Source organism: Pseudoxanthomonas sp. G3 (genome assembly GCF_057654715.1).
Genome location: NZ_CM172805.1, coordinates 2,318,166 through 2,340,965 on the forward strand (window position 1 = coordinate 2,318,166; position 22,800 = coordinate 2,340,965).

The window sequence follows — 22,800 nt, forward strand, 5'->3', positions numbered from 1 at the left end:
GTGACGCCTTCCGCAAAGCCCACCACCCTGCCCTTTCCGTATGACCGACTCCACCGACGCCCCGCTGGCCGAGCCGATCCGCTACGAGGACGAGGAAAAGTACCTGGTGCGCGGTGAGCACGCGATCCGGCAGATCATGCAGTCGCTGATCGACAAGCGTGCGCTCGTCAGCGGCTGCGCCATGCCGCGCAACCACACCTTCCCCACCTCGATGGTCGAAGTGCTGGAAGACGAGGACGCCGTGCTGATCGACGGCAGTGCCAGCGAGACGATCAATCGCAGCATCGAAGACGCCACGCACGTCACCTGCGTCTCGCGCCTGGACCGCATCCACGTGCAGTTCCGCCTGCAGGGCCTCACCCGCGTGATGCAGGGCGGGCAGATCGCGTTCCGCGCCGACCTGCCCGAAAGCGTGCTGCGGCTACAGCGACGGGAGTTCTACCGGCTGCAGGTGCCGGTCACGCAGCCCCTGGAGTGCGCCATTCCCCGGCATCATCCCGATGGCGAGACCACCTTCGAACGGTTCCGTGTGCTGGACATCAGCGGTGGCGGACTGGCCCTCGCCGTGCAGGCGGAGAATCCGTTGCTGCGCCCGTACAAGGAATTCTCCGGCTGCCTGCTGTATCTCCCGGATAGCGGACCGCTCAGCCTGCGCCTGATGGTCAAGAGCCTGCACAGCCAGCTGAACCAGAACGGCACCGAGAGCTGGCGTGCCGGCTGCCAGTTCACCGACCTGCCCCGCGGTGCGGACGCGCTGTTGCAGCGCTACATCTTCCGCCTCGAACGCCAGCGCAGTGCCCGCGACCGCGGCGCGGCGTGATGCGTGTCGACCTTTCGTCGATCGACCGCCGGGACGGCTAAACCTCGCATGTGAAGGGCCGATACACCGGGTGAAGGCGCCGTGAGGGCGCCGACCATCGCGGACCGTCGCGATGCCAGACACCGCACAGCCCCTCGAGGTCGCCATGCACGCTTCCGCTCGTTCCTCCCGCAGCATCGCCACGCAGGTGATGGCGGGCACCGCCATCCTGGCCCTGCTGGCCTTCGGTGTCGCGGCCGCCGCCAGCTATTGGCGCACCAGCGGGTCGTTGCTCGCTTCGGCGCAATCGGCGATGGAAGACACCGCCAGCCTGGAAGCGCAACGGATAGCGAGCGAGCTGACGGCCGCGTTCGATAGCAACGAGGCCCTGGCGAATGCCCTGCTCGCGCAGCGTGCCGGCGACGGTATCAGCCGTGCCAGCGCGAGCGCCGTCTTCAAGCGCCAGCTGGAAGCGCACCCGGAATGGGTCGGCGTGGGCACGTTGTGGGAACCCGGCGCCTTCGACGGCAAGGACGCCGAGTTCGCGGGCGCCGAAGGCCATGACGATACCGGTCGCTTCATGAGCTATTGGGCGTGGAGCGACGGTGCGCCCCTGCAGGAAGCGCTGCGCGATTACGAAGTGCCGGGAGCCGGCGATTGGTACCTGCGCCCGCGCGAATTGAAGCGCGAGGTGGTCGCCGAACCATACGTCTACAAGATCGCCGGCAAGGACGTGCTGATGACCACGCTGTCCACGCCACTGGTCCAGGACGGGACCTATTTGGGCGTCATGACGGTGGACTTCGCACTGCAGGCGCTGCAGGAACGCGTCGGCAAGCTGGCCCCGATGGGCGCGGGCTTCGTCCGGCTGGTGACGCCTGGCGGCGTGCTCATCGCAGACCGCGACGCCGCCCGTGTGGGCAAGCCGTTCGACGACGGCAGCGCCGGCGCGGTGCTGAAGCAGGTCGCTGCGGGCGAGTCGGTTTTCCGCGAAGTCGAGGGCGCCGACGGCGAAACCATGGTCGAAGCTTATGTACCCCTGCAGATCGGACAGGCCCAGGAGCGTTTCGTGCTGGGCGTGGTCGTGCCGCATAGCGTCGTGATGCAGGACGCGCGCGCGGTGCTCTGGACCATCGTCGCCGTCGGCCTGCTGGGTGCGTTGCTGCTGTGCGGTGCCCTCTACTGGCTGCTGCGCCGGAAGGTGGCGGCCCCGCTGGCCGGCGCCGTCCGCGTGGCCGACGACATCGCCCGCGGCAAACTGGACAGCGACATCGAGGGCGGACGGGGCGACGAGATCGGCACACTGATGGACGCCATGCGCACCATGCAGGGCACCCTGCGCGCGCGCATCGAGCGCGACGAAGTCGTGGCGCGCGAAAGCCTCCGGATCCGCAGCGCGCTCGAAGACGTGACCACCAACGTCATGATCGCCGATGCCGACCGGAACATCGTGTACGCGAACCGTCCGTTGATGAAGATGCTGGCCGATGCGGAGCAGGACCTGCGACGCGACCTGCCCGCCTTCGACGTGCGCACCGTGGTGGGCAGCAGCATCGACATTTTCCACAAGAAGCCCGAACACCAGTCGCGCATGCTGGCGCAGCTGCAGGGCACGCATCGCGCGCAGATCACGGTCGGCGGGCGCATCATGCAACTGATCATCAACCCGGTGACCGACGGCGACGGGCAGCGCATCGGCTATGTGGTCGAATGGGCCGATCGCACCGCCGAGGTCATGGTGGAGCAGGAAGTCACCCGCATCGTGCAGGCTGCCGTGCAGGGCGATCTCAGCGGGCGCATCGGCGAGGCGGGCAAGCAGGGCTTCCTGCTCAGCCTGTCGCAGCAGGTCAACAGCCTGCTGGCCACGATCGCCGGCAGCGTGGACGCGGTCTCGAACGTGCTGCGCTCGCTGTCCCAGGGCAACCTGACTGCCCGCATGGAGGGCGACTTCCATGGCGTGTTCGCCACCATGCGTGACGATGCCAACGCGACGGTCGCCCAGCTGACCGACATCGTCGGCCGCATCCAGGACGCGTCCACCTCGATCAACACCGCCGCCGGCGAGATCGCCTCCGGCAACAGCGACCTGTCGCGTCGTACCGAGCAGCAGGCGGCGAATCTGGAAGAAACGGCCGCGTCGATGGAGGAATTGACCTCCACCGTGCGTCAGAACGCCGAATCGGCTCGCCAGGCCAACCAGCTCGCCATCGGCGCCGCCGGCGTCGCCTCGCAGGGCGGCGAAGTGGTCGGCAAGGTGGTCACGACGATGCGCGACATCGAGCACTCGTCGAAGAAGATCGCCGACATCATTTCGGTCATCGACGGCATCGCCTTCCAGACCAACATCCTGGCGCTCAACGCAGCGGTCGAAGCCGCGCGTGCCGGCGAACAGGGCCGTGGCTTCGCGGTGGTCGCAAGCGAGGTCCGCACGCTCGCCCAGCGTTCGGCCAATGCCGCCAAGGAGATCAAGGGCCTGATCGAGACCTCGGTGGACAAGGTGGCCGATGGCTCGGCCCTGGTGCACCAGGCCGGCACGACCATGAGCGAGATCGTGGCCTCCGTGCAGCGTGTCACCGACATCATGGCCGAGATCTCCGCGGCCTCGCAGGAACAGAGCGCGGGCATCGAACAGGTCAACCAGACCATCACCCAGATGGACGAAACCACCCAGCAGAACGCCGCCCTCGTGGAAGAAGCCACGGCCGCCGCGCGCTCAATGGAAGAGCAGGCCCAGGCACTGGCCGAGGCGGTCTCGACCTTCCAGTTGGACAGCGGCACCCGGGTGGCGCGGCTGGTCCAGGAACGCGTCACCCGGATCGCAGCGGATGCGACCCCACGACCCACCCCGGCCCACCATCCCTACTGACCCTAAAGAAACCCCGCCCGGGGCCGATCTAGGCCGTGACAGGCCCCGTTCCGGGCACCCACCTCTTACCGGCTGCAACAGGAGCCCGACGAATGAGCGACAAGAAGAGCCAGGCCGCCATGGCGACCGCCGAGGAGTTCCTCAGCTTCACCCTGGGAGAAGAACACTACGGTGTCGACATCCTGAAGGTGCAGGAAATCCGCGGCTACGATTCGGTCACCCGCCTGCCGGACGCCCCGGACTACATCAAGGGCGTGATCAACCTGCGCGGCACCATCGTGCCCGTCATCGACCTGCGCCTGAAGCTGCGGCTGAAGGAGGCGCGTTACGACGCCTTTACCGTGATGATCGTGCTGAACGTCGAAGACCGCGTCGTCGGCATCGTCGTGGACAGCGTGTCCGACGTGATCGGCCTGTCGGCGGAACAGATCCGCCCCACGCCGGAGTTCGGCGCCAGCGTCGACACCCGCTTCATTTCGGGCATCGGCACCGTCGACGACCGCATGCTCATCCTGCTCGACATCGAGACGCTGATCGACAGCGCCGACTTCGGCCAGCCGCTGCCGGAGCAGGCCGCGGCCTGATCCACGCAGTTCCGAACTCCCCGGGGGACGGCGGGCCGCGAGGTCCGTGGTCCCCCTTTTTTTGCGCGTACCCCTCGGTCGTGCACCCGTCTTTCGTCGCAAGGGCCACGAAACGTCCTGAATTTCCGGCCGTCGCAGCCGCTATAGCAATACGGGCACTCCGCCCGCCCAGGCGCCGCGCCTGACCCCCCGAGATCCCGCATGAACATCAACGCCAAGCTCGCCCACGCTCTTTCCAACGTCCCGCTCAAGCGCAAGTTCTTCCTCCAGACCCTCCTCGTCGCGGTCGGCACGGTGGCCCTGGCCGTCGTGGCTGCCCGCATGCAGTACCTGGACCTGACCGGCACCCGCCAGGCGGGCCTGAAGGCGCAGACGGAGATGGCGCTGGGCGTGATCGAGGGCTATGCCAAGAAGGTGGAGGCGGGCACGCTGGATGAAGCCACGGCGAAGGCAAGCGCGCTGGCCACGCTCGCCACGATGCAGGCCAACAAGGGCGTGGACTATTTCTTCGTCACCGACGAAGCGCCGGTCATGCTCATGCATCCCACCCGCCCGGACCTGATCGGCAAGCCGCTGCAGGACGTGCTGAGCCCGGACGGCCAGCGCATCTTCCCGGAGTTCGTGCGCGTGGCGAAGGCCGGTGGCGGCCACGTCGACTACAGCTGGGCGAAAGCCGGCGAGGAAGACCCGGTTCCGAAGACCTCCTATGCCGCGCTCTACCAGCCGTGGGGCTGGGTGATCGGCACCGGCGTCTACGTCGACGACACCCAGGCGCAGGCACTGCAGTTCACCTTCATCATGACCCTGGCCGGCGGCGTGCTGGTGCTGCTGACCATGCTGATCGGCTTCGTGATCGGCCAGTCCGTCCTGCATCCTGTCTCGCGCGCCCTGGCCGCGATCAAGGGCGTGTCCCGCGGCGATCTGAGCGTACGCATCGGCCGCCACGGCCGCGATGAAGTCGGCCAGATGCTCAAGGCGACCGACGAGATGGTCCACATGCTGGAGCGCTTCTCGCTGGAAACCCGCGACATGATCCGCCTGCACGAGGCCGAAGACATCAGCCACCGCATGCCGGAGGATTTCCCAGGCGTGTACGGCGAACTGGCCGGCGGCATCAACACGATGATGTTCGAGCACCTGGACGCGTTCCGCGATGCGATCGGCATCCTGCAGCGTTACGCCAATGGCGACCTCAGCCAGGACGCACGCCGCCTGCCCGGCACGCGCGCCTTCCTGCATGAAGCGATGGACACGGCCAAGGCCAGCCTGCTGGCGATCAATGCCGAGATCAACCGCCTGGCCCAGGCCGCGGCGGCCGGTGATTTCGGCGTGCGCGGCGACGAAGCGCGCTTCCGCGACGACTTCCTGGCGATGGTGAAGGGCCTGAACGCGATGATGGCCACCAGCGACCGCAATCTGGCGCAGTTGTCCGCCCTGCTGCGCGCGATCGCCGATGGCGATCTGACCGCCCGCATGGAAGGCGATTTCCATGGCGTGTTCGCCACCATGCGCGACGATGCCAACGCCACCGTCGCCCAGCTGACCGACATCGTCGGCCGCATCCAGGACGCGTCCACCTCGATCAATACCGCCGCCGGCGAGATCGCCTCGGGTAACTCCGATCTGTCGCGCCGTACCGAGCAGCAGGCGGCGAATCTGGAAGAAACGGCCGCCTCGATGGAGGAACTGACCTCCACCGTGCGTCAGAACGCCGAATCGGCTCGCCAGGCCAACCAACTGGCCATCGGTGCGGCCTCGGTCGCCTCGCAGGGCGGCGAGGTGGTCGGCAAGGTGGTCACCACCATGACCGACATCGAACAGTCCTCAAAGAAGATCGCCGAGATCATCTCCGTCATCGATGGCATCGCCTTCCAGACCAATATCCTGGCCTTGAACGCCGCGGTGGAAGCCGCGCGTGCCGGCGAGCAGGGCCGTGGCTTCGCGGTCGTGGCCTCGGAAGTCCGTACCCTTGCTCAGCGCAGTGCGAACGCCGCCAAGGAGATCAAGGGCCTGATCGAGACCTCGGTGGACAAGGTGGCCGACGGCTCGGCCCTGGTGCACCAGGCCGGCACGACCATGAGCGAGATCGTCGCCTCGGTGCAGCGTGTCACCGACATCATGGCGGAGATCTCCGCGGCCTCGCAGGAGCAGAGCGCGGGCATCGAACAGGTCAACCAGACCATCACCCAGATGGATGAAACCACCCAGCAGAACGCCGCGCTGGTGGAAGAAGCCACGGCCGCGGCACGCTCGATGGAGGAGCAGGCCCAGGCGCTCACGGCTTCGGTATCGGTCTTCAAGCTGCAGGCTACGGTCAGCGCCCCGGTGCGCCGGGCCATCGCCGAACCGGCGACGCCAAGGCCGGCCGCACCCAAGGCCGTGGCCCGCAAGCCAGCCCCGCGCAAGCCCGAACCGGCCTTCGCCGACGGCGACTGGCAGGAGTTCTAAGACTGGGGACGGCGTGGTCCGCCCCGCCGTCCACTCCCCACCTGTGACCGCCTTCAAGTAACGCCGGCCCCGGCCGATATGTCACCAGAAGGCACTCTCCCCTGGCCCACGATGACCGTCGCACTCTCCGCCAACGCCGACGCCAGCCCCTGGGCACCCGCCTCCCGCAAGGACCATGCATGCTCCGTCGTACGCTGACGTCGCTGACATCGCTGCGCGATGCACCGGCCGCGCCGGCGGAGGCGCCGCAGGGCAGCCTGTGGCAGGTGCTTGAACAATCGGTGGACGCCGCCTTCGTCATCGACGGGCGCCACCGCATCGTCCTGTTCAACCCGGCCGCGGAAGCGCTCTGGCGCTGCCGCCGCGAAGACGTGCACGGCACCCCCTTCACGCGACTGCTTGCCAGTCCGCAGGCCGACGCCGGCGCGAGCCCCGAAGATGTCCTGGCCCGGCTGATGGGCAGCCATCGCGAGGCCCTGCTCCGTCGGCCGGATGGCAGCGAGGGCGCGTGCGCGGTATCGATGTCGAAGATGGTGGTCGACCATCAGGTCTTCCATACCGCCTTCGTGCGCGACACCAGCGACCAGCAACGGCAGCTGGAACGCCTGCGCCAGTTGTCCATCGTGGTGGACAAGAGCGACAACGCGATCTTCGTCAGTTCGCCCGACCGCGAAGTCGTCTATGTCAACAGCGGGTTCACCCGCATGCTGGGCTACCGGCTCGAGGAGTTGCGCGGCATCAAGCCGGCGGACCTGCTGTCCGGCCCGCATACCGACGGCACGCTGGACGCCCGCATCGGCCGCGCCATGGCCGCCGGCGAAGGCTTGCAGACCGAAGTCCTGCTTTACACCAAGGCCGGTCGGCCGCTGTGGCTCTCGGCCGCGATCAATCCCGTGCACGACGAGGATGGCTCGCTGCTGGGCCTGGTGAGCGTGCTGAGCGACATCACCCAGACCAAGATGCACCAGGTGCTGCACAACAAGGTCCTGGACGCGCTGGTGCACGAGTGGAGCGTCGCCGACGTGATGACGCTGATCTGCCGCGAGGTGGAGCACATCGCGCCGGAGCTGGTGGTCTCGATCATCACCGTCGACAACGAGGGACTGATGCACGCCCTCGCCTCGCCCAGCCTGCCCGAGGCCTGGGCGCGCAAGATCGACGGCATGTCGATCGGCCCGCGCGCTGGCGTCTGCGGCGCCGCCGCGTGGCGCGGGCGCACCGTGCTGGTGAAGGACATCGCCAGCGACCCGCTGTGCGCCAATACGCGGCACCTGACCACGCCGCTGGGCCTGCGCGCCTGCTGGACGCACCCGATCAAGTCCAGCAGCGGCCGCGTGCTCGGCACGCTGTCGTTCTACTACCGCGAGAACCGCGGCCCCGACGAACTCCACGAACGGCTGGCCGACACCTGCCTGCACCTGTGCTCGCTGACGCTGGAGCGCGAGCAGACCAACGAGCGCGTGCACCAGCTGGCCTTCTACGACACGCTGACCGGGCTACCGAACCGCATCATGTTCAGCGCCAAGGCCGAACAGGCCCTGGCCAATGTCGCCCAGGCCAACGGCACGGCCGCCGTGCTCTTCATCGACCTCGACCGCTTCAAGCGGGTCAACGACGCCCAAGGCCACGCGGCCGGCGACGGCCTGCTGCGCGATGTCGCCGCACGCCTGAGCGAGGAGCTCGGCGGCGTCAGCATCGTCGGCCGTCAGGCCGGCGACGAATTCGTGGCGGTACTGCCGATGTGCAGCGCCGAACAGGCCGGCTCGGTCGCCGAACGCCTGCTCGGCGCGGTCGCCGCGCCCACCTCCGCCGGGCTGATGACGCTGCATCCCAGCGCCAGCATCGGCGTGGCGATGTTCCCCGACGACGGCCGCGACATCGACCTGCTGGTCCGCCATGCCGACATGGCGATGTACCGGGCCAAGAGCGATGGCGGCGGTGGTTTCCGCTTCTTCAGCGTGGACATGAACCGCCTGGCGCAGGAGCGCGTATCGCTGGAAACCGCGTTGCGCGAAGCGCTGCGTCTGGACCAGCTGCAGCTGCAGTACCAGCCGCAGGTCGGCGGCAGCGACGGGCACCAGCTCTACGGTGTCGAGGCGCTGCTGCGCTGGCACCACCCGGATCTGGGGGTGATCCCGCCGTCGCGCTTCGTGCCGGTGGCCGAGGAATGTGGCCTGATCGCCGATCTCAGCCTGTGGGTGCTGCGCGAGGCCTGCGCGCAGATGGCCGACTGGCGCAGCCGGGGCATCGACATCCCGCGCGTCTCGGTGAACATCTCGGCGATCAACTTCCGCGACCCGCAGCTGTCGCTGCAGATCTCCGAGCTGCTGGACGAGCACGGACTGGCGCCGCACCACCTGACGCTGGAGATCACCGAGAGTGTCATGCTGGACCCGGATCCGGACGTGCTGGAGAACATCGAGGCCATCTACGTGCTGGGCGTGCGCCTGTCGCTGGACGACTTCGGCACCGGCTATTCCAGCCTCAGCCACCTGCACCGCCTGCCGATCAGCGAGCTCAAACTCGACCAGAGTTTCGTCCGCGACATCGACACCAGCGCGATCGCACGCACCCTCACCACGTCCGTCCTGCGCATCGGCGAGAGCCTCGGCATGAAGGTGGTGGCCGAGGGCGTGGAAACCGAATCGCAGCACCGGTTCCTCACCGAGCAGCGTTTCCCGGTCCTGCAAGGCTATCTGTTCTCGCCGCCGCTGCCGCCCGCGCCGCTGGAGCAGTGGCTGCAGGCGCAGCAGTACACGGCCGCACCCGAAGGCGCGGGCGAGCCGGTCGCTGCGGTCTGACACGGCGCGCCGGCCTTCCGGCGCGGAAAGTGTGATGCCCCTCGCAGTCGCGACCTTCCCGTCCGTCCACGTCGAAGCACGGCCTCAAGTTTGCCGCGTGTCCGCCGATCTCAGGCATTGAGCCCTTACCTCCCTTCTGTCCCTCCGGAGACACACCATGAAAATCGCTTCCGCCCTGACCCTGTCCATCGTCGCCGTCGGCGCCGCCCTGTTGATGCCGGCCTCCCCGGCGAACAGCCAGTCGCAGGTCGACAATGCGATCCCGGCGGATATGGCCACCCGCTTCACCGGCAAGAGCGGCACGGTGTGCGGCAAGGTCGGCAAGGCGCGTTTCGCCGAGAACACCGAAGGCACCCCGACCTTCCTGTACATGGGCGGCAGCTTCCCGCGCCACACCTTCACCGCGCGCATCCCGGGCGATGCCCGCGCCAAGTTCAAGCCGGCGCCGGAAGAACTGGAAGGCAAGGACGTGTGCGTGATCGGCACGATCGAGCGCGACGCCTCGCGGGCGGAAATCGTCGTCAACTCGCCGTCCAACCTGAAGCTGGCCACGATCCGCTGATCCGCTTCGCGGGCGGGGCCCACGGCCCCGCCCTGACCTGGTCGCCTCTGATGGTGGCGCGGCATGCGCCCCGGTAAAGGAAAAAGAATCCCATGCAGCGGATCAAGAACCTCAAACTGACGACGAAGATGATGCTGGCGTTCGGCGTCGTGCTGGCGCTGATGCTGGTCCAGGGCGTGACGGCGTTCGTCGGCCTGAACTCGCTCAACGGCGCCACCACCGAAGTCACCGGCAACGTCCTGCCCAGCGTCAAGGCCGCCGGCGACCTGCAGAGCCTGCTCGGCGAACTTCGCACGACGTCCTACCGGCAGCATGTGCGCGCCAGCGATGCGATCAAAGCCGAGGCCAAGACGCTCGCCGCGCAGACCGAGAAGAAGATCGACCAGTCGGTCAAGGACTACGCCGTGCTGATCGCGAGCGCGGAAGAGAAGAAGGCCTACGAGGCCTTCGTCAAGGAATGGAAGGCTGCCAAGCAGTCCTATGCCGACGTCCAGGAGATGCTCGACCTCGGGCTGCCTGACGACGCCGTCGACACCTTCATCGGCGCCACCCGCGACCAGCACCGCAAGGCCGGCGATGCGCTGAAGACCCTCATCAATGTCGTCGATCAGCAGGCCAAGACCGCCAGCGCCGATGCCGAGGGCACCTTCACCGCCTCCAGCACGCTGATGATCATCATGCTGGTGGCCAGCATCGTGGGCGGCCTGGCCCTGGCCTGGTTCTTCGCCCGCGCGATCGCCAACGCCGTCGGCGAAGCCGTGCGCGTGGCCAACGACGTGTCCGCCGGCAAGCTCGACGGCAAGATCGACACCAGCCGCCAGGACGAAGTCGGCCAGCTGCTCACCGCCATGCAGCGCATGCAGGGCCAGGTGCAGTCGGTCATCGCCGCGCAGAGCGAGATGGCCGCGCGCCACGACGAAGGCCAGATCAGCTACCGCATGGACGACAGCCAGTTCCCGGGCGAGTACGGCCGCATGGTGCGCGACACCAACGCGCTGGTCGCCTCGCACCTGCAGGCCATCGGCGATGCGCTGAAGATCATGCAGCGCTACTCCGTCGGCGACCTGAGCCAGGACATGCCGAAGCTGCCGGGCGAGAAGGCCAACCTCACCGAAACGATGGACGCCACCAAGGCCAACCTGTCGGCGATCAACGCCGAGATCAAGCGCCTGGCGATGGCCGCCGCTTCCGGCGACTTCACCCAGCGCGGTGAAGTGGACAAGTACCAGTACGACTTCCGCGACATGGTCGATGGTCTGAACCAGCTGATGGAGACCACCGACGAGAACCTGGGCGAAGTCTCCGAACTGCTGCAGGCCATCGCCCGCGGCGACCTGACGGCCCGCATGGAAGGCGACTTCCATGGCGTGTTCGCCACCATGCGTGACGATGCCAACGCCACCGTCGCCCAGCTGACCGACATCGTCGGCCGCATCCAGGACGCGTCCACCTCGATCAACACCGCCGCCGGCGAGATCGCCTCGGGTAACTCCGATCTGTCGCGCCGTACCGAGCAGCAGGCCGCGAATCTGGAAGAGACCGCCGCGTCGATGGAGGAACTGACCTCCACCGTGCGCCAGAACGCCGAGTCGGCCCGACAGGCCAACCAGCTCGCCATCGGCGCCGCCGGCGTCGCCTCGCAAGGCGGCGAGGTGGTCGGCAAGGTGGTCACGACGATGCGCGACATCGAACACTCGTCGAAGAAGATCGCCGACATCATCTCGGTCATCGACGGCATCGCCTTCCAGACCAACATCCTGGCGCTCAACGCGGCGGTGGAAGCCGCGCGTGCCGGCGAACAGGGCCGTGGCTTTGCCGTGGTCGCGTCGGAAGTGCGCACGCTGGCCCAGCGCTCGGCGAACGCTGCCAAGGAGATCAAGGGCCTGATCGAGACCTCGGTGGACAAGGTCGCTGACGGTTCCAAGCTCGTGAACCAGGCCGGCGCCACGATGAGCGAGATCGTCGCCTCGGTGCAGCGCGTGACCGACATCATGGCCGAGATCTCCGCCGCTTCGCAGGAACAGAGTGCGGGCATCGAGCAGGTCAACCAGACCATCACCCAGATGGATGAAACCACGCAGCAGAACGCCGCGCTGGTGGAAGAAGCCTCTGCCGCGGCCCGCTCGATGGAAGAGCAGGCGCTGGTGCTTTCCGAGTCCGTGTCGGTGTTCAAGCTGCACCACGCGGCCCCGCCGGTCGCGGGCAAGCCTGCTGCGGTCGCCCGACCTGTGGTCGCCGCGGTCAAGCCCGTCGCCAAGTCGGCCCCCGCCGCGTTGGAGCCGGTCCTGGCGGACGGCGACGACTGGCAGGAATTCTGAGGCACGGCGTTTGCATCACCGTTGGATAGCAGCACCCCCGGTTCCCTGCCTACGCGACAGGGAACCGGCCATGGATCGGCCCTAGCCCCTCGTCACGAGACCCCGATGTCCGTCAGTACCCGCCTCCCTGCCACGGCTGCCACGACCCGACGGACGACCACCCCGCCCCTTCGCGAGGGCGACGCGCCCACCGCGGCGCGCGACTTCGAGTTCGATGACCGCGATTTCCGCCGTGTCGTCGAACTGATCCGCCAGCGCGTCGGCATCGCTCTCGCCGACGGCAAGCGCGACATGGTCTATGGCAGGCTGTCGCGACGCCTGCGGGCGCTCGGCCTGCGCACCTTCAAGGACTACCTGGACCAACTGGAACGCGATGGCGGCGACGAATGGCAGGCCTTCACCAACGCGCTCACCACCAACCTCACGTCCTTCTATCGCGAACCGCACCACTTCGAGCGCCTGCACGAGGAACTGCAGCGCCGCGCGCATGACGGTCCGCTCAAACTGTGGTCGTGCGCCTCGTCGACCGGCGAAGAACCGTATTCGATGGCGATCACCGCCTGCGAGGCCTACGGCACGCTGACGCCGCCGGTGCGCATCCTCGCCACCGACGTCGACACCCAGGTGCTGGCTACCGGCGAGCGCGGGGTCTATCCCGTCGAACGCGTCGCCAGCCTCGACCCCACCCTGAAGAAGCGCTATTTCCAGCGTGGTACCGGCCCGAACGAAGGCTTCTGCCGCGTGCACCCGGCGCTTCGCCAGCTGATCGAGTTCCGGCCGCTGAACCTGCTCGCCTCGCGCTACGAGGTGTCCGGACCGTTCACGGCGGTGTTCTGCCGCAACGTGATGATCTATTTCGACAAGCCGACCCAGCGCGCGATCCTGACGCGCCTGGTGCCGCACTTGGCCGACGACGGCATGCTCTACACCGGCCATTCGGAAAACTACCTGCACGCGGCGGACATCATCCAGCCGTGCGGACGCACGCTGTACCGTCGCGCGAGGCCGGCATGAGCGCCGCCGCCGCCGCGATCGCCGAAGGCAGCGTGATGCGCTACCACGACGCGCGTTTCAAGACCGACGCCGCCAAGCTGTTGCCCACGCAATACCTGGTGATCGACAACGACACCGCCCTGGTCACCGTGCTCGGTTCGTGCGTGGCCGCCTGCATCCGCGACCCGTTGCTGAAGCTGGGCGGCATGAATCACTTCCTGCTACCCGACGGCACCGTCGGCGATGGCGCGCCCGCGCGCTACGGCAGCTATGCGATGGAACTGCTGATCAACGACCTGCTCAAGCGGGGCGCCGCGCGCAACCGGCTGGAGGCCAAGGTCTTCGGCGGCGCCAACGTGCTGAAGGGATTCACCAGCAATCCGGTAGGCACGCGCAATGCCGAATTCGTCCGCCGCTACCTGGACGCCGAACGCATCCCGGTGGTGGCCGAGGATCTGCGCGGAATACATCCGCGCAAGGTCTGGTACTTCCCCAATACCGGTCGGGCGGTGGTGCAGCGGTTGCCGCATGCCCATGATGCCGAGGTGCTGGCCGCCGAGTCGGCCGCCCGCGCCCGCCTGTCCAAGGCCCCCGTCACCGGAGGCGTGGAGCTGTTCTGATGAGTAGTGCCTCTCCCTGCCGCGTGCTGATCGTCGACGACTCGGCGGTCGTGCGCCAGATCCTGACCGAGATCCTGTCGCGCGACCCGGGCATCGAGGTCGTCGGATCCGCCGCCGACCCGCTGCTCGCACGCGACAAGATCAAACGCCTCAACCCCGACGTGATGACCCTGGACGTCGAAATGCCGCGCATGGACGGGCTGGCGTTCCTCGAGAACGTCATGCGCCTGCGGCCGATGCCGGTGGTGATGATTTCCTCGCTGACTGAGCGCGGTGCCGACACCACGCTGCAGGCGCTCGCCCTGGGCGCGGTGGATTTCGTCTCCAAGCCCAAGCTCGACGTCGCCAGCGGCCTGCAGGCCTATGGCGATGAGATCGTCGCCAAGGTCAAGGCCGCCGCCAAGGCGCGCGTCCGCCCGCTGGCCCGCACCAGCGCCCCCCGCATGGCCCTGGACGCGACCCTGCCTGCGCCGCCCGCGCTGCGCTTCCGCACCACCGACCGGCTGATCGCGATCGGCGCGTCCGCTGGCGGCACCGAAGCGCTGCGCGTGGTGTTGGAGCAGATGCCGGCCGACGCACCCGCCATCGTCCTGACCCAGCACATCCCGGCCGGCTTCAGCCGCGCCTTCGCCGAGCGACTGGACCGCCACTCGGCGATGGCCGTGCGCGAGGCCAGCGACGGCGAAGCCATCCTGCCCGGCCACGCCTACCTGCCGCCGGGCGGACAGCACATGCGGGTGATCCGCGACGGTGCCCGCTGGCGCTGCCGCATCGACGACGGCCCCGCGGTGAACCGCCACAAACCCGCCGTCGACGTGCTGTTCCGCTCCGTCGCCCAGAGCGCAGGCGGCAACGCGGTCGGCGCGATCCTCACCGGCATGGGCGACGACGGTGCGCGTGGCCTGCTCGAGATGAGCCAGGCCGGCGCGCCGACCCTGGTCCAGGACGAGGCCAGCAGCGTGGTGTGGGGGATGCCCGGCGCGGCCATGCGCCTCGGCGCCGCCAAAGAGGCGATCCCGCTGGAACGCATCGCCCAGCGCCTGCTGGACCTCGCTGCGGCGATCGCCTGAGCCCGTCGCCCCTCTGTAGGAGCGACGTAAGTCGCGACCGCACGCCCCGACCGCACGTGGAACCGCGGTGCGGGCAGAAGACGACGGCCGACAACAATACCCACCCAACGCGCCAGGCCCCTCATTGCCGCGGTCGCGACTCACGTCGCTCCTACAACAAGCAGCAACGCCGGTCACAGATCGTCCACCCCTGCAAAACCACCGGGTTTTCCGCCTAAAGAGCCGTTGGCCACGGCCGATACTCACAGTGAGCTTCATCAGAGAGCATCCATGTACTCGCGCATCCTGGTTCGTCTGGCGGCACCCCTCATCCTGACCCTGCTGTTCCCGCTGTCGGTCGGTTTCGACTGGCCCAACGCCCTGCAATGGGCCCTGCTGACGTCGCTGACACTGGCGTGGCTGATCTTCGCCTGGCTGACGGCGGTCAACAGCCACGTCGTGTCCCCGGAACACGCCAGCGTCATCCGCGAGCAGGACGCGCTGCTCACCGAGCTGCGCCGTTTCGTCAACAACGAGATCGAGGGTTCGCGCCACGAGATCGACCGCGCCCGCGAGCTGATCCGCGAAGCCGTCAGCAGCCTGGGCGGCAGCTTCGATGCGATGAACCGCAAGTCGCGCGAACAGAGCACGGCGATCTCCCGCATCATCGACCGCAACGGCGACGGCGACCGCGCCGGCGTGGACGTGGCGCGCTTCGCCCAGAACGCGAGCCAGCGCATGGAACAACTGGTGGAGGCGCTGGAACAGGTCGCCGGCCAGAGCGGCACCACCGTGCACCACATCGACGACATGGCCCAGCACCTGGATGGCATCTTCTCGCTGCTGGAAGACGTCAAGTCGATCGCCGACCAGACCAACCTGCTGGCGCTGAATGCCGCCATCGAAGCGGCCCGTGCGGGTGAGGCCGGCCGCGGCTTCGCGGTGGTCGCCGACGAAGTGCGCAACCTGTCCGAGCGTTCCACCGCCTTCAACGAGCAGATCCGCAAGCTGGCGCACAGCTCGAAGGAATCCATCGCCAAGGTCCGCGACACCGTGTCCAACATGGCGTCCCGCGACCTGGATCGCTCCCGCGAGGCGCGCGCGGAAGCCGCCGGCATGCTGAACCAGGTGGCCGCCATCAACGCCTCGCTGGGCGACGGCATGCGCGAAGTCTCGATGTGCGGCCATGCCATCGACGCCAGCGTGGCCGAGGCGGTCCGCTCGCTGCAGTTCGAGGACATCGCCACGCAGTCGCTCGGCAGCGCGGTGACCCACCTCGATCGGCTGACGGCGATCAACAAGGAAGCGCTGGCCCTGCAGGAGCTGCTGCACCGCTCCGGCGGCGCGACCGACAACGAGCTGCTCAGCGCGCTGCGCCTGATCGGCAACCGCCTGCGCGACCAGCGCACGGAATGGGAGCGTCCGCCGCACAAGCCGGTAGCGCAGCAGAACATGGGCGCCGGCACGGTCGAGCTGTTCTGATCCTGCCAGTCCGATCCGGCTGGACCCGATACGGGGCGATCGCGATGCGGTCGCCCCGTTTCCGTTCCGGGATGCCGTGTCGCGTGGGCCCGCGGCACGGCTGGCATACTGCGGCGTCCATCCCCTCGCCGCTGCCGATGCCCACCTCGCCGCCTGACCCGCTGCTGCTCCAGTTGTTCCGCCTGCAGGAAGCCGAGCGCGCGCGCGTGGGCCGCGCCCTGCACAACCAGGTGGGACAGGCGCTGTCGGCGATCAAGATGGGCGCGCACCTGGTGCAATCCGAGGACGACGCGGCCGTCAGAGCCGAGGATCTGCACGAGATCATCCGCGCCAGCGACGAAACGGTGGCGATCCTCCGCGACCTGCATGCGACCCTGCATCCGCCGCAGTTGGACGCCATCGGCCTGGACGCGGCGCTGCGCGCGGAGGTCGAGCGCACGCGCGCCCCCGGCACGGTGTCGGTCGAACTCCGTCCGTTGCCGCAGGCGCCGCATGCCGACATCGCCCTGGTCGCCTTCCGCATCGGCCAGGCGTTGCTGCAGCACGCCGGAACCCCGGCATGCATCGCGCTGGACGACGACGGCGACGGTTTCGAACTGGTCGTCGACGCCACGGAGGATCCGGCTGACATCGCGCTGTGGCGCGCATTGGCGGACGCCGTGGGCGGGCGCCTGGACCGGGACGAGGGCACGCGCTGGCGACTTCGCCTACCCTATGCGCCCGCCCCCGCGAACCCCGTACATCCCGCGTGAACACCGAGCACGCCCGCCTGCCCCGCCTGCCCCGCCTCGGCGCCGGCGAGCCCGACCTGCAGCGGATGATCGACGCCGCCAATGCAGGCGGCACGCCGTTGATGCTGCTGTACCTGGACATCGACCACTTCCGGTCGATCAACGAGAACATGGGCGTCGAAGTCGGCGACGAGGCGCTGGCGATCCTCAGCGACCGGCTGCAGCGCGTGCTCGGGCCCGAGGCCCGGGCCTGGCGCCATGGCAGCGACGAATACGTGGTGGCGGTGCCGCGCCAACCCGGCACGCCCGCGCCGGAGGCCTTCGGCGATTTCCTGCGCGAGCAGATCGAACTGCCCATGACGGTGCTGCCGTACACGCTGTTCCTGACCGGCACGCTGGGCATCGCGTTGTGCCCGGAGCACGCCGACAACGCCTCCAGCCTGCTCCAATGCGCCGAGAGCGCCATGGAGCAGGCCAAGCACGAAGGCATGAACCTGGTGCGGCTGTACCGCCGTGGCGCCGCGATCACCGCACGCAGCGACAGTATCATCGCGCGGCAGATCGTCAACGCCATCCAGCACAACGAGCTGCGTCTGTTCTACCAGCCGCAGATCAACGCCCACGACGGCCGCGTGGTCGGCATGGAGACCTTGCTGCGCTGGTACTCGCCCGCCCTGGGCCTGCTGGTGCCGGAGCGCTTCATGCATGTGGCCGAGAAGCTCGGCGTCATCGTGCAGATCGGCGACTGGGTGCTGCGCAACGCCTTCAAGCAGGCGCGCGTGTGGCGCGACTGGGGCTTCGACGATTTCGAGATCGCGGTCAACGTCTCCACCCTTCAGCTGCTGCGCCCCAGCTTCGTGTCCGAGGTGCTGGAGGCGATGCAGGAGGCCGGCATCCCGCCGCAGATGGTGGTGCTGGAAGTGCGCCAGAACGCGCTGGCCAAGGATATGAACCTGGTGCATCGCACGCTGGCCCAGCTGCACCGCGAAGGCGTGCGGCTGACGCTGGACGATTTCGGCATGGGCGATTCCAACCTGGACTCGCTGGTGCGCTTCTCGGTGGACAAGATCAAGATCGACCGCAACTTCGTCAAGGGTGTGCCGTCCAGCCCGCGCGAGGTCGCCATCACCTGCGCCATCATCGCCATGGGCCACCAGCTGGGCATGAAGGTCATCGCGCACGGCGTGGAAACCGACACGCAGCTGGGCTTCCTGCGCCGCAACCAGTGCGACATGTTCCAGGGCCACCTGTTCGGCGAACCGATGACGGCCGAGGACGCCGGCGCGGTGCTGCGCCGCCGCTACCTGCGCGCCGATGCCTTCGCCGCCACCAAGCCCGACCGCACCCTGCTGCTGCTCGACGACGAAGAGAACATCCTGCGCTCGTTGGTGCGCCTGTTCCGTCGCGACGGCTACCGCATCCTAGCGGCGAGCAACGTCACCGACGCCTTCGAGTTGCTGGCGACCAACGACGTGCAGGTCATCCTGTCCGACCAGCGCATGTCCGACATGAGCGGCACCGAGTTCCTCGGCCGCGTGCGCATGCTGTACCCGGACACCGTGCGCCTGGTGCTGTCGGGCTACACCGACCTGGCCACGGTCACCGAGGCGATCAACCGCGGCGAGATCTACCGTTTCCTGACCAAGCCGTGGAACGACGACGACCTGCGCGAACACATCCGCCAGGCCTTCACCGCCCACGAGAACCAGCCGCACCACCGCGCGCATGCCTGAGGCTCCGCCTACGCAGGCGACGTGGTGCCTGTATCTGCTCGAGTGTCGCAACGGCGCGTACTACGCTGGCATCACCAATCGGCTCGATACGCGCTATGCCGCGCATGTGGCCGGCACCGGCGCGAAGTACACCCGGGCCAATCCGCCGGTGCGTCTGCTGGCCCAGCGCGACTACCCCGACCGGAGCGCGGCTTCGCGCGCGGAAGCGCAGCTCAAGCGGCTGCCGCGCGCGAAGAAACTCGCGTTTTTCGATCCCCGCTGACGCGCATGTGGGAGCGACGTCAGTCGCGAACGCGGAAACGGAACCATCGTGGCATCGTCGAACGCGACCAACGCCGGTCGCACGAGTCGAACTTCAGGACGACGAATTCCCTGATCGCGACTTACGTCGCTCCCACAAGAATCAGATCGCTTACGCCGCGTCGGCGGCCGGCTGACGGATCGGCAGGGTGATGCGGAAGCAGGCCCCGGCACCGGGGATGTTGCGCGCTTCGATGCGGCCGTTGTGCTTCTTCACGATGCCGTAGGAAATCGACAGGCCCAGGCCGGTGCCGCTGCCGACCGGTTTGGTGGTGAAGAACGGATCGAAGATGCGCTGCAGGATCTCGTCCGGGATGCCGTGGCCACTGTCCTGCACGTCGATCCACACCTCGTCGCCGTCCACGCCGGTGCTGACGGTGATGGTGCCGCGCTCGTCGATCGCGTGGCTGGCGTTGAGCAGGATGTTCATGAACACCTGGTTCAACTCCGAGGGACGGCACTGCACCAGCGGCAGCTTGCCGTAGTGCTTCTCCAGCGTGACCTTGTACTTGAGTTCGTTCCAGATGATGTTGATCGTGGAATCCAGGCCCGCATGCAGGTCGGCCGATTTCCAGCTGTCGTCGCGACCGGAATAGGAGAAATCCTTGAGATTGCGCACGATCGCGGTGACGCGTTCGATCCCCTCGCGCGACTCCGACATCAGCTGCGGCAGGTCGCCGGTGATGAAGTCGATGTCGTAGCGGTCGCGCATCTCCTGGATCTCGGGGAGCATCACCTTCGGGTCCGGCAGGCGCAGCGCGCGCTCGTAGACCTCGATCAGCGAGAACAGGCTGTGCAGGTATTCCTGCAGCGAGCCGAGGTTGGAGTGCACGTAGCCGATCGGGTTGTTGATCTCGTGCGCCACGCCGGCGGCAAGCTGGCCGATGGACGCCATCTTCTCCGACTGCACCAGCTGTTCCTGCGCACCGGCCAGCCGCACCAGCGTCTGCCGAAGCTGGGCGTGCCGGCGTTGCAGTTCCTGCTGGCGCGCATGCGCTTCGCTGACGTCGTGGAAGACGATCAGGCAGTAGCCGCCGTCGCCGGTGTCGTGGCAATAGGCGCGCACCTGCAGGACCAGGCCGTCGGCCAGGGTGAGGTCGCCGTTCCAGCGCCCCTCCTCGCGCGCGGTGCGGATCGCCTCCGCCGGCAGCAGCGCCACGAGCGCACTCAGCGCGTCGCCCTGTTCGGGCACGAGCGCGCGCGCAGCGGCGTTGGCGTGCATGGGATGGCCATCGCCCCGGCAGAGCAGGTAGCCGTCGTCCATCAGTTCGCCCAGCGCCATCAGGTCGGCGAAGCGCGGCGCCCGCTCGTGCGGGTGGGCATCGTGGGAAGGATTGGGAGAAGGCGCGCTGGCCACGGTCGCGATCGGCGGCGGCGAGGGGTGGCCAGTATCGGGCGGTGCCGGGATGCCGGCAAGTTGCGGCGTCGCAGTTCGCGACGCGGGCGGCGTGTTGCTCAGGCGACGGCCAGCGGACGGACCGCGGACACCGCCGTCGTCTGTCCCTGCGCGTCGTAGGCGCCGGTGCTTTCGCTGCGGCCCAAGTGGCGCAGCGCCCAGTTCACTTCGCGGCGGCGGCGCGCCAGCAAAATGCCGTTGGCGTGGTTCAACTCGGCCAACTCGGACAGGCGTGCCTGCAGTTCGGCGGGGAAGCCGAAACCGGCCGCAGCCGCTTCCAGCGCGCGCAGCGCGTCGAGCTTTTCCTGGGTGGAGCGCACGAGCGCTTCCACGTCGTGCTCGACGATGGCGCGACGCTCCTCTTCCAGGGCCGCGGACAGTCGCTGGAGGGGGGCGTGGCTCATCCGGTTCAACCGCCCAGCTGGTCTTCCAGGCCGAGCATGCCGTCGGCGATCGCTTCGGCGTTGATCTGGTACGTGCCGGCCTGCAGCGCTTCGCGCACGGCCTGCACGCGGGCCTGGTCGATCGCCGGGGCGGTCGACAGTTCGCGCTGCACGGCCTGGAGGCTGGCGGCTTCGCCGGTCAGGCGCAGGCTGTCGCCGCCCGTGCTGGCTTCCACCGGCCGCGAACGGTCAGCACCCGCCGGGGCAACGCGGCCGCCCACGGGGCCGGTGCTGCGTACGGCGGCAGGGGGAGTGCCTTCGATTTTCTGGCTCATGTTGGTTCACCTGTAACAGGGTTCATCGAGGTTATCGGCCGTGGAAGCGCCAACTTTAGTGACGGATTCCACATTTCCGCAGAGGCCGGATTGTCGCCGGTTCTTCCACCCAGCGTCGGTATCGGCTCCCTTTCGGACAACTTGAGGGGCGATGCGAACTTTTTTTCATCGGCTGACCCAGACGTCGCCGCCCGGCCCCACCACGCCCTGCACGACCCGGCGCGAGGAAAGGTTTTCCACGGTGACGCGTTCGTTCTCGCCGGCATCGCCCAGCGCCTTGCCCACCACACGCACTTCCACGCCGCCGCGCCGCGACACCAGCGCGACATTGTCGCCACGCCGGATCAGGCGCTGCGCGACCAGATCGGAAGCTGACAGCACGGCGCCCGCGCTCAGCGTGCGGCGGGCGACGCGGCCCACGGCCTGGGACGGATCGGCGACAGCGGCCCCCACGATGCGCGAGGCGTCGCGGGTTTCGGGAATGAAGGCGTCGGCGGTGATCGTTTCGCCCGGCGCAATGCCACGGCTCAGCACCAGCACGGTCTGGCTGCGGCGCACGCGCACGGGCACGAACAGGCGCCAGCCGTCCGGGCAGCTGACTTCCACGCTGTTGCTGCCCTGTACGCGCGCGACCAGCGATCCGCTGCAGCGCGGCAGGCGAAGTGCGGGGTCCAGCGTGGCCTCGGCCTCGGCGCCCGCGGGCAACGCGCCGAGGGCGGCAGCCTTGATGGTGTCGACCGGCTGGAAGTCCGCCGCCATCACCGCGCACGCGGTCAGGCCGCCGATCAGGGCGGTGGTCAGGCGCAGCATGGGCAGGCTCCGGCGGTTCATCGGCGGAGGAGGTGCAAGCGTTGTGCCAGAAGGTGCGCCTCAGAGTGCCTCTTCAAGATCCTGGGTGCTCCAGCATGGTGCCGCTCGCCGCGGGGGGCCCTACTTTTCTTTGCTTGTGCAAAGAAAAGTAGGCAAAAGAAACACCCCCCGGCGGTCCGCCCGCCGCTGCGCGACGGGTGCGCAGTCCCGGCGGGAATTTTCGGACGGGGCCTCCTGCCCCGGCCGAAAACGGCGCACATCCTTGTGCGCCGCCCTGCGGGTTTTACCCGCCGGGACAGCCGGACCTAAAGGGGCCCCGAAAGCCAACACGGACATATCCGGCGTGCACGCCTTTGACCTGGCTCTTCAGGGTCCCCATGAGGCACGGCGAGTGGGCCGGGTAAAACCCGAAGGGCGCCGCCCTGGATGGGCGGCGTTTTCGTATGGCACATGGATGTGCCTTACGTAGTTCCCGGCCCGCTCGCGGACCCGGAGCGAAGCGCAGGGCGTGCCGCCTGGGGTGTGTTTCTTTGCTTCTTTCTTTGCACAAGCAAAGAAAGAAGGCCTCCGCGGCGAGCGGCACCATGTCT

Annotated in this window: 18 protein-coding genes; 14 read left to right on the plus strand and 4 right to left on the minus strand. The window is 68.1% G+C overall.

Annotated features, from left to right (window positions below; genetic code table 11):
• Positions 1-40 precede the first annotated feature (40 nt).
• The 14 genes from AC23D6_RS11015 to AC23D6_RS11080 all read left to right on the plus strand — a co-directional run bounded on the left by AC23D6_RS11015 (position 41) and on the right by AC23D6_RS11080 (position 19,248).
• A complete protein-coding gene (locus AC23D6_RS11015; protein ID WP_487749313.1) occupies positions 41-820 on the plus strand; it encodes a flagellar brake protein in 780 nt (259 codons plus the stop codon).
• A gap of 145 nt (positions 821-965) precedes the next feature.
• On the plus strand, positions 966-3,665 hold the full coding sequence (locus AC23D6_RS11020) for a methyl-accepting chemotaxis protein (protein ID WP_487749314.1): 2,700 nt from the start codon (positions 966-968) through the stop codon (positions 3,663-3,665).
• 92 nt (positions 3,666-3,757) lie between these two features.
• The gene (locus AC23D6_RS11025; protein ID WP_487749315.1) at positions 3,758-4,249 is read left to right on the plus strand and encodes a chemotaxis protein CheW; all 492 of its coding nucleotides are present in this window, start codon (positions 3,758-3,760) and stop codon (positions 4,247-4,249) included.
• Between the two features lie 201 nt (positions 4,250-4,450).
• Positions 4,451-6,697: a methyl-accepting chemotaxis protein gene (locus tag AC23D6_RS11030; protein ID WP_487749316.1), complete on the plus strand. Its 2,247-nt coding sequence runs from the start codon at positions 4,451-4,453 to the stop codon at positions 6,695-6,697.
• Positions 6,698-6,876: 179 nt separating this feature from the next.
• Complete coding sequence (locus AC23D6_RS11035; protein WP_487749317.1) at positions 6,877-9,498, plus strand: EAL domain-containing protein; 2,622 nt, start codon at positions 6,877-6,879, stop codon at positions 9,496-9,498.
• A 157-nt stretch (positions 9,499-9,655) separates the two neighbouring features.
• Entirely contained in the window at positions 9,656-10,060 is a 405-nt protein-coding gene (locus tag AC23D6_RS11040) for a hypothetical protein (RefSeq protein WP_487749318.1), read from the plus strand.
• A 92-nt stretch (positions 10,061-10,152) separates the two neighbouring features.
• Positions 10,153-12,378, plus strand: a complete 2,226-nt coding sequence (locus AC23D6_RS11045) for a methyl-accepting chemotaxis protein (RefSeq protein WP_487749319.1) — start codon at positions 10,153-10,155, stop codon at positions 12,376-12,378.
• Positions 12,379-12,483: 105 nt separating this feature from the next.
• Positions 12,484-13,392, plus strand: coding sequence for a CheR family methyltransferase (locus tag AC23D6_RS11050; protein WP_487749320.1), 909 nt, complete (start codon positions 12,484-12,486; stop codon positions 13,390-13,392).
• Positions 13,389-13,991, plus strand: coding sequence for a chemoreceptor glutamine deamidase CheD (cheD, locus tag AC23D6_RS11055; RefSeq protein ID WP_487749321.1), 603 nt, complete (start codon positions 13,389-13,391; stop codon positions 13,989-13,991). Before AC23D6_RS11050 ends, cheD begins: the two co-directional genes overlap by 4 nt.
• Complete coding sequence (locus AC23D6_RS11060; RefSeq protein ID WP_487749322.1) at positions 13,991-15,061, plus strand: protein-glutamate methylesterase/protein-glutamine glutaminase; 1,071 nt, start codon at positions 13,991-13,993, stop codon at positions 15,059-15,061. Before cheD ends, AC23D6_RS11060 begins: the two co-directional genes overlap by 1 nt.
• 270 nt (positions 15,062-15,331) lie before the next feature.
• Positions 15,332-16,522, plus strand: a complete 1,191-nt coding sequence (locus tag AC23D6_RS11065; RefSeq protein WP_487749323.1) for a methyl-accepting chemotaxis protein — start codon at positions 15,332-15,334, stop codon at positions 16,520-16,522.
• Positions 16,523-16,659: 137 nt separating this feature from the next.
• The gene (locus AC23D6_RS11070) at positions 16,660-17,274 is read left to right on the plus strand and encodes a sensor histidine kinase (RefSeq protein WP_487749324.1); all 615 of its coding nucleotides are present in this window, start codon (positions 16,660-16,662) and stop codon (positions 17,272-17,274) included.
• Positions 17,271-18,986: an EAL domain-containing protein gene (locus tag AC23D6_RS11075; protein ID WP_487749325.1), complete on the plus strand. Its 1,716-nt coding sequence runs from the start codon at positions 17,271-17,273 to the stop codon at positions 18,984-18,986. The genes AC23D6_RS11070 and AC23D6_RS11075 overlap by 4 nt, the downstream gene beginning before the upstream one ends.
• A complete protein-coding gene (locus AC23D6_RS11080) occupies positions 18,979-19,248 on the plus strand; it encodes a GIY-YIG nuclease family protein (RefSeq protein WP_487749326.1) in 270 nt (89 codons plus the stop codon). The genes AC23D6_RS11075 and AC23D6_RS11080 overlap by 8 nt, the downstream gene beginning before the upstream one ends.
• Before the next feature lie 150 nt (positions 19,249-19,398).
• Here the strand turns inward: AC23D6_RS11080 and AC23D6_RS11085 are convergent, their stop codons facing one another.
• The 4 genes from AC23D6_RS11085 to flgA all read right to left on the minus strand — a co-directional run bounded on the left by AC23D6_RS11085 (position 19,399) and on the right by flgA (position 22,207).
• Positions 19,399-20,568, minus strand: a complete 1,170-nt coding sequence (locus AC23D6_RS11085; RefSeq protein WP_487752621.1) for an ATP-binding protein — start codon at positions 20,566-20,568, stop codon at positions 19,399-19,401.
• Positions 20,569-20,741: 173 nt separating this feature from the next.
• On the minus strand, positions 20,742-21,086 hold the full coding sequence (locus tag AC23D6_RS11090; protein WP_487749327.1) for a flagellar protein FlgN: 345 nt from the start codon (positions 21,084-21,086) through the stop codon (positions 20,742-20,744).
• Positions 21,087-21,091: 5 nt separating this feature from the next.
• On the minus strand, positions 21,092-21,400 hold the full coding sequence (gene flgM, locus AC23D6_RS11095; protein ID WP_487749328.1) for a flagellar biosynthesis anti-sigma factor FlgM: 309 nt from the start codon (positions 21,398-21,400) through the stop codon (positions 21,092-21,094).
• Between the two features lie 165 nt (positions 21,401-21,565).
• Positions 21,566-22,207 (minus strand): flagellar basal body P-ring formation chaperone FlgA, encoded by a 642-nt coding sequence (gene flgA, locus AC23D6_RS11100; protein ID WP_487752622.1) that lies wholly within the window; start codon positions 22,205-22,207, stop codon positions 21,566-21,568.
• Between the last annotated feature and the right edge of the window lie 593 nt (positions 22,208-22,800).